The sequence below is a fragment of the Quyinboa ferrireducens genome (genome assembly GCF_042436675.1).
Classification (GTDB): domain Bacteria; phylum Bacteroidota; class Bacteroidia; order Bacteroidales; family UBA5342; genus JBHJHP01.
This window is the reverse complement of sequence record NZ_JBHMVA010000022.1, coordinates 21434-30985: the sequence shown is the minus strand read 5'-3', so window position 1 is coordinate 30985 and position 9552 is coordinate 21434. Positions and strand designations below refer to the sequence as shown.

The 9552-nt window shown below is 36.7% G+C and carries 7 protein-coding genes; 5 read left to right on the top strand and 2 right to left on the bottom strand.

Translation table 11 applies throughout. From position 1 onward, the window contains the following. Positions 1-233: 233 nt before the first annotated feature. Positions 234-863 (bottom strand): helix-turn-helix transcriptional regulator, encoded by a 630-nt coding sequence (locus tag ACE01N_RS19385; RefSeq protein ID WP_380592527.1) that lies wholly within the window; start codon positions 861-863, stop codon positions 234-236. Positions 864-1059: 196 nt separating this feature from the next. On the opposite strand from ACE01N_RS19385, the gene ACE01N_RS19380 reads away from it, so the two are divergent. From ACE01N_RS19380 to ACE01N_RS19370, 3 genes are all read left to right on the top strand, one after another. After that, a complete protein-coding gene (locus ACE01N_RS19380; protein WP_380592525.1) occupies positions 1060-1683 on the top strand; it encodes a superoxide dismutase in 624 nt (207 codons plus the stop codon). 317 nt (positions 1684-2000) lie between these two features. After that, a complete protein-coding gene (locus tag ACE01N_RS19375; RefSeq protein ID WP_380592523.1) occupies positions 2001-2579 on the top strand; it encodes an NADPH-dependent FMN reductase in 579 nt (192 codons plus the stop codon). Positions 2580-3052: 473 nt separating this feature from the next. After that, positions 3053-6400, top strand: a complete 3348-nt coding sequence (locus tag ACE01N_RS19370) for a glycoside hydrolase family 2 TIM barrel-domain containing protein (protein WP_380592521.1) — start codon at positions 3053-3055, stop codon at positions 6398-6400. A gap of 62 nt (positions 6401-6462) precedes the next feature. On the opposite strand, the gene ACE01N_RS19365 is transcribed toward ACE01N_RS19370, so the two are convergent. Beyond that, positions 6463-7326 (bottom strand): helix-turn-helix domain-containing protein, encoded by an 864-nt coding sequence (locus ACE01N_RS19365; RefSeq protein WP_380592519.1) that lies wholly within the window; start codon positions 7324-7326, stop codon positions 6463-6465. A gap of 178 nt (positions 7327-7504) precedes the next feature. Between ACE01N_RS19365 and ACE01N_RS19360 the strand changes: the two genes are divergently transcribed. Further along, positions 7505-8059, top strand: a complete 555-nt coding sequence (locus ACE01N_RS19360; protein WP_380592517.1) for a hypothetical protein — start codon at positions 7505-7507, stop codon at positions 8057-8059. A 53-nt stretch (positions 8060-8112) separates the two neighbouring features. Beyond that, positions 8113-9465: an acyltransferase gene (locus tag ACE01N_RS19355; protein ID WP_380592515.1), complete on the top strand. Its 1353-nt coding sequence runs from the start codon at positions 8113-8115 to the stop codon at positions 9463-9465. The last annotated feature ends 87 nt before the right edge of the window (positions 9466-9552 follow it).

Below are 9552 nucleotides of genomic sequence, written 5' to 3'. Positions count from 1 at the left end.
ACCGTAAGAAATGCTGAAAATATTTCAGTTGACCGTGGTATTTACATTGTAAAAGTTAATTCTCAGGTTAAGAAAGTACTTGTAAAATAGTAAATTAGTATTTCACACAACGAGTTAAATTGATTTAAATATAGAAGAAGCTGCCCCAGTTCATCGTCTGAGGCAGCTTTTTAATTGTGAATTTCATTGACAGGTTGTTGGGAATTAGCCAATAGAAACAACGGATTAAAGGATTAAATACCCAGTTCTTCAATTTTATAAACACAGCGATTTCCTCCATCAATGATATACTCTGTTCGGTTGATTTCATATTTATTACCTAAAAGCTGTTGGAAGTTGTGTAGTTCTGAACGGCAAAAACCCTGACATTCTGTAGCAGCGGCACAGATAGGGCAGTGATTCTCTATAAGATAATATGTGTCGTTTTCTTTTTTCCATTCGGCCATGTAACCTTCTTCGGAGCGCACTTTGCATAGAATATCCAGCTTCTGTTCTATTTTTTCAGTATCCGCCATTTCACCGGCGTATTTGTTGTAAATAACGGTTTCCCTGTCGGTTATAAGAAGATTTAAAGCGTTGTCTCCTAAAAGTTTTTTTACAGATTTTAATAATTGTACTGTAATATCAGCATGAGTATCAGGAAAACCAGCAGAGGCTTTATCTGTCAGTGAGTAATAGGTAGAAGGCCGTCCAACACCTTCACTTTTAATCGTTGTTTTTACAAGATTTTCTGAGGCAAGGTTCAATAAATGTTTTCTTGCCCCTTCTTTGGTGATGCCCAGTTCTTTTGCAATTACATGCGCAGTAATTGCTCCTCTCATCTTGAGTAACATTAAAATCTGATCTGACGTACTTTTTTTCATTTATACAACAATTAGTTGTTTAATTAGTATTTGTAAAAGTATAAAATTTTTTTGTATGTGACAATAAATATTTGTTAAACATATCATTATGGAATTGATGATTGAAGTCCTAGATATAATAAAACAACTAAAAAGTTGTTTTATTGAGTTTTTTGATTTACCTTTGTTCCAGATATTAATAATAAAAACAGATATTATGAGTAGTTTTAAATTACCGGCTCTTTCTTATGCTTACGAGGCACTGGAGCCACATTTCGATAAAGATACAATGACTATCCATCACCAACGCCATCATCAGGCTTATGTAACTAATTTGAATAATGCGTTGGAAGGAAGTGATGCAGAGGGCAAAAGCCTGGAAGAAATTATAACGGAAGTGAGTAAGTACGGTAAGGCAGTCCGTAATAACGGTGGAGGACATTACAATCATTCATTGTTTTGGGAAATTTTATCTCCTGATCCTCAATTGATTCCAACAGGAAGGCTGGCCGATGAAATTAAAGTAGCTTTTGGTAGTCTTGATAATCTTAAAGCGGAAATCAAGAAGGCCGGTTTGGGGCAATTTGGATCCGGCTGGGCATGGCTTTATGTGAAGGCTGACGGATCAGTCAGCGTTACAGCAACACCTAATCAGGATAATCCTTTAATGGATATTTCATCGGACGATAAAGGTATCCCCGTTCTGGGAGTAGATGTTTGGGAACATGCATATTATCTTAAATATCAAAACAAGAGGGCAGATTACCTTGATGCATTTTGGTCGGTTTTAGACTGGTCGGCTGTAGAGAAGAAATATGAAGAAGCATTATTGAAAATATAATGCTATGATGATTCGTTATTATTGGCTGAAAGAATAATTTTTTTTAAGAAAATCGGTCAATATCAAGATTCGGCTTTGTAATAATCAATTTAAAAATGGAACGGAGTCGAATCTTTAATTTATTAATAGTTCCGGCAGAAAACAGTTGGAATTTTGGTATCCTCTCTACATAATTTACCGGATAATAAGCGTTGATTTTGAAACGGGTAATTGCCTCAATAAAAATTCTGCTATTAACCGGTTTTTTTGTATGAAAAACTAAAAAGCCTGCATTAATACAGCAGGAAACAGGAATATAAACAAAGTATAACTTCATTATGAAAGCAATTATATTTAACGGAGCCCCAGAGAAAAGGCTTGAATCAACATCCGGAATACTTTCAGGATATTTCGCCGAAAAGCTTCAGGAGATAGGTGTGGAGAACAAAATTTTTAATCTTACCGATTCAGGTATTCCCCTTTTCGATACGTCAATTACAAAGATTCCCGAATCTGTAAAGCTAATGAATCAAATGTTTCTTGATGCAGATATTCATTTTTGGCTGTCTCCATTGTATCACGGAAGCATCCCCGGCGTGATGAAAAACTGTTTCGACTGGCTTGAGGTAAGTGCAAAAAAGCCATTGCCATATCTTACAGATAAGACTGTTGGTTTAGTATGCTGGGCAGACGGAGTACAGGCCATGCAGGGTATTAATACCATGGATGCAATTGCAAAAGCGTTAAGAGCATGGACATTACCTTATAGCGTCCCAATTATTAAAAACTTTCTTTATGAACCAGGTAGACCATTGGAAATTTCCAATACATATAAGGATAAACTAGATTCTCTTATAAAATTGGCAACAAGCAGAAAAATTGAAATTAGAGGATTGACGGATAAGATGGCAGGATGAGCTCTGTCTTCGTATGCTTATCTGGCATGTAAGATCTTTAGCAAGCAATAGTGTTAAGGTCTGTTTTAGAGGTATTTTGCCCGGTTAAGTCATTGTTTAATGCAAGATGTTCCATGGATTGTAATGATCAAAAAATGCAAAATGGAATAGATTTTCTTTTGTTGTAGGTTTTCGAAGTAATCCCAGTTAATTATTTTCTTTTAGTACATATATAAGGAAATCCTTATCAAAATGCTAGTGATATTTTGGTCAGATCAAAACTCTTTTATAACAAATAATTTGCTATTTTAGGGCCGCTTTGTGATAAATCATAAATATCTGACATTTTATTTGAATGGTTTTTTCTGGCAATAATTCTGCTTTATAGAAAAAACATTATTGATTATCAGGATAGTTACATTAACAGGGCATTATATTCTTCTATTTTAGAATTAGGTGATACATAAATAAATTTTCTTATATAAATTTTAAACATGAAAAACGTACTGTTCCGGGTATTTATATTGGTTCCATTTTTGATCAATATAAATTGTCTTTTTGCTCAGCGTACTTTGGTTAATATTAACGAGTCATGGAAGTTCGGTACTGCCTCTGAGTCAGAAGTCATCAAAGTTGATTTTGATGATTCTGGCTGGCTCACGGTTAAACTCCCGTATACATGGAATGGTTTGGATGGACAGGATGGCGGGAATAATCTTTTCAGAGGTGCCAGATGGTATCGAAAAACCTTCATGGCCGAAAATGCATGGCAGGGAAAAAAAGTATTTATAAAGTTTGGATCTGCCAATATGAAAACAGATGTGTATGTAAACGGGCAGAGAGTTGGGACACACATCGGAGGGTATGCAGCCTTTATTTTTGATATAACAGAATATCTGGCCTACGGTGCAAATAACACGGTTGCCGTAAAAGTTGATAATTCCTCAACCATTGATGCTCCCCCGCTTTCTGGTGATTTTTCATTTTTTGGCGGTATAACCCGCGATGTTGAGCTGATAATTACAGATCCTGTATTTATTTCTCCTCTTGATTATGCTTCTCCAGGGGTTTATATAACTCCGCATAATATTTCGGATGAAAAAGCTGATGTGAACATTAAGGTTCTGGTTGGGAATCATGACACGCAGGAGAATGATGTTGAAGTTGTGGCCTATGTGAAGAATATGGACGGAGTAAAACTGGACAGTGTAAAAACTAATGTAGTTGTTAACCCTGATACAATAGTGAATACTTCGATGGATGTTGAAATTGCAGAGCCAACGCTGTGGGATGCAACTCTCAATCCGTATTTATATAGTGTTGAGATAAATCTTAAAGTTGGAGGTGTGATTACAGACAACCTCGTACAACCTCTTGGGTTCCGCACTTTTTCGGTTGATGCAGACACAGGTTTCGTCTTAAACGGTAAAAAATATAATCTTCACGGGGTTTGTTTACATGAGGATCGTCCTGATATTGGACGGGCTATTAGCAATGAAAACCGTAGCGAAGATCTGAAAATTCTTCAGGATTTAGGATGCACTTATTTACGTCTGGTTCATTATCAGCACGGTGAGTTCACCTATGATTATTGCGATAGCATAGGGATGGTCCTCAGCACTGAGGTACCTTTGGTTAATTTGATAAGTTCAAGTACTGCTTTTACTGAAAATTCCAGATCGCAGTTAAATGAATTAATCAAACAAAATTACAATCACCCGTCTGTTTTATTTTGGGGCATGTTCAACGAAGTTAATTTTCATGCGGGCCCTGATCCGGCCCCACTTATTGGTGAATTGAATGCACTGGCCCACGATCTTGATTCAACACGTTTGACTACAGGTGCTGCTCAGCACGATGAGGCTGATACACACTGGTTGCTTGATGTGTGTGGCTGGAACAAGTATATGGGCTGGTACGATGGTTCTTTTACCGACTATGCCTCATGGGCCGATTGGTTGCATTCCGCTCATCCTGATGCCAAGATAGGAATGAGTGAGTATGGTGCAGGTGCCAGCATTTATCACCATCAGGATGTGTCTATTCGTCCTAATCCGGGTGGATCATTTCATCCCGAAGAATATCAGTGTGATTATCATGAGGCCTACTACCAGGCTATGCTGGAAAGACCATTCATATGGTCAAGCGCTGTATGGGTAGCTTTTGATTTTGCATCAGACTACCGGGCAGAAGGTGATGCTCTGGGTATAAATGATAAGGGGTTGGTTACCCGTGACCGCAAAGTAAAAAAGGATGCTTTTTTCTATTATAAAGCCAACTGGACAACCGATCCGTTTGTTTATATCACAAGCCGGCGTTTTACTCAACGAACCAGTGCCAATACAAAGGTAAAAATATACTCAAACTGTGACTCTGTTGAGTTAAACGTTAACAACCGGTTTTTTTCTGCGCGGACAAGCAGTAATCACATTTTTCAATGGAATGATATCACGCTGTCAGAGGGAGATAATACGATAATTGCCAAGGGGTTTAAGAATGGTGTGGCCTTTAACGATACTTGTTTCTGGAACTTCAAAAAATCTGCGAATGAAACCTTGTTGCCCGGAGATATCCAGATCAATTTTCAGCCTGCTAGTAGTGTTACTCCTGAAGGATATCTTGCTGATGATGGTTCGGCTTTTGGAGATCGGGGTAACGGTTATTTTTATGGATGGACTCCTGCCAATACAGGCAACACGCGCGAAAGAAGCTTCACTTCCGATCCGGTTTTCAATACACTGAATCATATTCAAAAGGACGACATCAGTTATACATGGGAAATTGCTGTTAAAAATGGTATTTATCAGGTCAGTATTGGTTCAGGCGATCCTGATTACACAGATAGTTATCATAAAATTTTAGTTGAGGGCCAGCTTGTGTTGGAAGGTTTCAACACTCATACTTCGATGAAGGTTGCCACGGATACCGTTACAGTGATTGATGGCAAAATGACTGTTGCCCCTGCTGCCGGAGCCTCGAATGCAAAAATAAACCTCATACACATAACCCGGTTGGATAGCCTTTCTTCCGAGCAGTTTGGAATACAGAACGGTAGTTTTGAGTTACCGGCTGATGATGTGAAATTTCGTGCGGACGGTGCAGGAGGTGCAACTGTTTTTAATGGGAATGTACCAGGTTGGTGGGCAGATGCAGATGCAACGGATTGTGGTCGCCAGGACTCAGGGAAGCCTGCTTATGACGGTAACTATACGGGATATGGGTTTAATAATGATGGTGGTTCAATTTGGGCAGTTGCAGGAACTGTTCCTGAAAATAAGCGAAAACTTGATTTGTCTTTTTACGCATCGGAAAGCTGGCCTGATGGACAGACAGGAGTTAGTATCGCGGTTAAATTTGCTGTTTTTGATTCGGATCCATCGGATTATACAGTATTGGAAACATTGACAAAGCCTTTTGATGTAGCAGCGACAGATATAAACGGGTGGGAAAATTTCACATTTTCCTATACCTTGCCAGTATCAGCCGAAGGCAGAAACCTGTTAATAGGCTACGATCTTATTACCCAGAATGAAGGAGATTCATGGTTTAATTTTGATAAATTCACATTAGATGCTTCTCTGGTTACCGGTATAGACAAAAATACATCAAGGACAGAAATAGTAAGGGTTTTCCCAAATCCGGCTAGCAATCTTTTAACTGTTCATGTTGAAAATAATTTATTGAATAAGTATTTCTTATATAGTATCTCCGGTAAGCAAATGCTTTCGGGTGAAGTTAGAAGAAGTACAACAATTAACGTTAATTCAATAAGCAGCGGTATTTATTTTATAAAGGTTGAAAACGCTCTTGAATCCAGAATTATAAAAGTTGTAATAGAATAAGAGAATGCAGGTTATGCATAAATCTGTGGGATTCAGAAGAGGTTATTCTGTTTTTCCACATTTTATTCATACTTATATCCCTTCGGAGAAACTCCCACGTGTCGTTTAAAATATTTCCCAAAGAAGGATTGTGTTGGAAAATTCAATTCATTACTAATTTGTTGAATGGTCATATCACTGGACTTTAGTAATGCTTTTGCTTCGAGTATTACATAGTTGTTTATCCATTCCGTTGCAGATTGTCCGGTATTATCTTTAATTATTTTCGACAGATACTTTGGCGTTAACGATAATTTGTCAGCATAAAATTCAGTATTACGATGTTGCTTGTAGTTTTTATGAACGCAATTAATAAAACTTTCAATAAGTATTTCCTGTTTTGATTTTTTACTGTCCTCAGGTATTTTGTGAAATTGATGGCTTATTCCCATGAAAAAAGCCTGTATCAGAAGCGTTAGAATTTCTATTCTGCGAGGATTGTCCTTCATTCTTATTGTCATTTGCATCACCTTATAAAAGTATAACATTGCATCTAGCTCCTGTTCACTTAGCGGAGTCCACGGGTTATCCATAACAGAACGAAGCAATGGTACTTTATCTTGTAAATTCTGAGCAATTAAACGATCAGCAAATTTCTTTGAAAGCACTACAAAGTGACCTTCAAAATCTTCGCTAAATTTCTCGAACTCCAAAATCTGATCAGGTAATACAATGTAAAAACAAGGTGCCTGTGCGGTGTATTTCTTTAGATTGAGGGAGCCTTTCATGGTCCCTTTGGTACAAATAATCCCAGTTACAACGTCTACTTTGAAAGGATAATCAAAGGCAGAAGAAACAATTGGGTTTTCCAGCAAAATAATATCATCGCCAATTGCATCTGCTTCTATTAAATTTAGTTCCGACCGCCAGTTAAAAGCTTTTATCATTTTTTGCATTTAATGTTTTTCAAATATAGGTCTATTGGACGTATTTTATCAAAAATAAAAGAGTAATTGACCATTAATTTAGAATAATTGACCTTTTTTGCCCTTTTGAATGCCTGTACTTTTGTACCACTGTAATATAAAATTGTGGTTAACGAATATATACTTAAAAGAAAATAGAATGAAAATGGAAATACAAAAAGACAAGAAATCAGATTATGTAGCATATGAATATCTGACAGTTCAGGTAAGAAAAGATATGGAACCTCTTTACACAGATTGCTATGAGAATTTTGGTTGGATAGACATGAATAATTCCAATAACACGACGCTAAATGTTAATGTGGACAATGCAATGATGATATCTCTTAAATTTAAAAGAGACAGAAAAATCAAAAATAGAAGTATGCTGTTTGCTCTTCAAAGAAAATGCGAAAATGCACTAAAAAAAATAGATCAGTTGGAAAAATCGAAAGAAATGCCAGCTCTTATTTTTGCACTAATTATTGGTATTTTAGGACTTGGGTTCATTGCTGGAGCTGTTTTTAGCTTTTTAAGTGGCAAAATATTCATAGGAATTATGGCCGCAAGTTTTGGGGGTATAGGTTGTGTTCTGCCTTACTACGTTTATAAAAAATCAAGAATTGAAAAAGAAGTCAAAGTTGCTCCTATTATTGAAGAACAATATGATTTTGTTTATAAAACATGCGAACAAGCCAAGGGCTTGCTTGTGTAACTTAATGTGATATTCAATTATTTATTGGGTGTTGAATAAAACAGAGGAAAAAAATGTACAATAATTCTACAGATTTAAATAAAAGCTTTTTAAGCATCGATTTAATAAAGGCTGATGAAAGTCCAAAAGCTTCAGAAATTTATAAATTTTCAGATTTGGATATTGGCACAATGAACATGTACCTTCGAGGTACCTGGATTTATAATTCACTCCTCGACATTGAACAATTAAAGTCTTCATTGGGTAAATTGCTATCATTTTATCCACATCTTGCAGGTAGAATTACTCACGATAAAACCGGGGTTGCACATGTCAACAAAGGAGTTCCTTTCATCGTTAGGGAAGATTGGGAAACGTCGGTTAACGATATTCAAAAAACTGAAGAATGGGGTAACCGTTTCACTACACCTTTGAATTTCGATGACATGAAAAAAGGGAAAATAGCTCCCATAAACTTTACGATTACTTTTTTAAAAGACGGAACTGTGTTAAGTGTGCAATGTTCCCATAGTTTTGTTGATGGAGGAAGTTTCTATGGACTGATAGATGAATGGGGGAAATTAAACCGTGGAGAGAAAATTACGAAACCATATATCGACCAGTCATTGTTTGAGGTTGAACAAACCATATCGAAAGATGAGATTAAACAGACTGTTATGGATATGGGATGGAAAAAAGTGACGTTGGGCACGGCAATTAAAATGTTGTCGATGTCTAAAATTGGAATTTTCGATATAAAAACACGGCCATTTTATTTTTCACCCGAAGCTATTGAGAGGCTAAAAGACAAAATATCGCTCGAAAGCGGATTTAAATGCAGTAGCAATATTGCCTTGTCTGCCTTTATTGGAAAAATGTATATGATTCTGAATAATCTTCCTCCTGAGGAGAAATACACCGAGGCTGTAGTTGTTAATTTGCGAAACCGGTTTGAAGGGATCCCCGGTAACTTCTTTGGAAACGCATCAACTGCTATTCCCACGGGCGAGTTCGATCGTTCATCATCATTGAGTGAGATTGCTAAAGTTATTCACGATTCACTAATGCCAATGCTCAGAGGATCGTCTAAAAATGTAACCGATTTCTTCAGGCTTAATTTGGCTGCTATGGGCGTCCATCTTCCTTATACTTCGATGGATTTGAACAGCATTAATGCAAAGCAGCCACAATCGTTCTACAATAATAATTTTTCAAAGTTGCCAATTTATACCGTCGACTTCGGAACTGGTGAGCCCATTATGGTAATTCCACATAACATTACCAATCATCAAATGCTTATTTGGCCTGTGTCATCTTCTGTAAAGGATGGTGTTGAGGTTTATTTTTCAGGAAATTTTGCCCGTTTGGTTAATAAGCTAAAGGAGGATGATCCATGGCTCCTGATGATGAAGAAATATGAAAAGTAAAGGATATTATAGTTTTCTCTTTATAAATACATCGGTATTGTGTAGAATATTTGGTAATTAGTATATTTGAAAACAATACGTTTAATC

Bases quoted from the DNA above. Each gene is read 5' to 3' on its own strand.
- ACE01N_RS19385 (WP_380592527.1), bottom strand. From the start codon at position 863: ATGAAAAAAAGTACGTCAGATCAGATTTTAATGTTACTCAAGATGAGA.
- ACE01N_RS19380 (WP_380592525.1), top strand. From the start codon at position 1,060: ATGAGTAGTTTTAAATTACCGGCTCTTTCTTATGCTTACGAGGCACTG.
- ACE01N_RS19375 (WP_380592523.1), top strand. From the start codon at position 2,001: ATGAAAGCAATTATATTTAACGGAGCCCCAGAGAAAAGGCTTGAATCA.
- ACE01N_RS19370 (WP_380592521.1), top strand. From the start codon at position 3,053: ATGAAAAACGTACTGTTCCGGGTATTTATATTGGTTCCATTTTTGATC.
- ACE01N_RS19365 (WP_380592519.1), bottom strand. From the start codon at position 7,326: ATGATAAAAGCTTTTAACTGGCGGTCGGAACTAAATTTAATAGAAGCA.
- ACE01N_RS19360 (WP_380592517.1), top strand. From the start codon at position 7,505: ATGAAAATGGAAATACAAAAAGACAAGAAATCAGATTATGTAGCATAT.
- ACE01N_RS19355 (WP_380592515.1), top strand. From the start codon at position 8,113: ATGTACAATAATTCTACAGATTTAAATAAAAGCTTTTTAAGCATCGAT.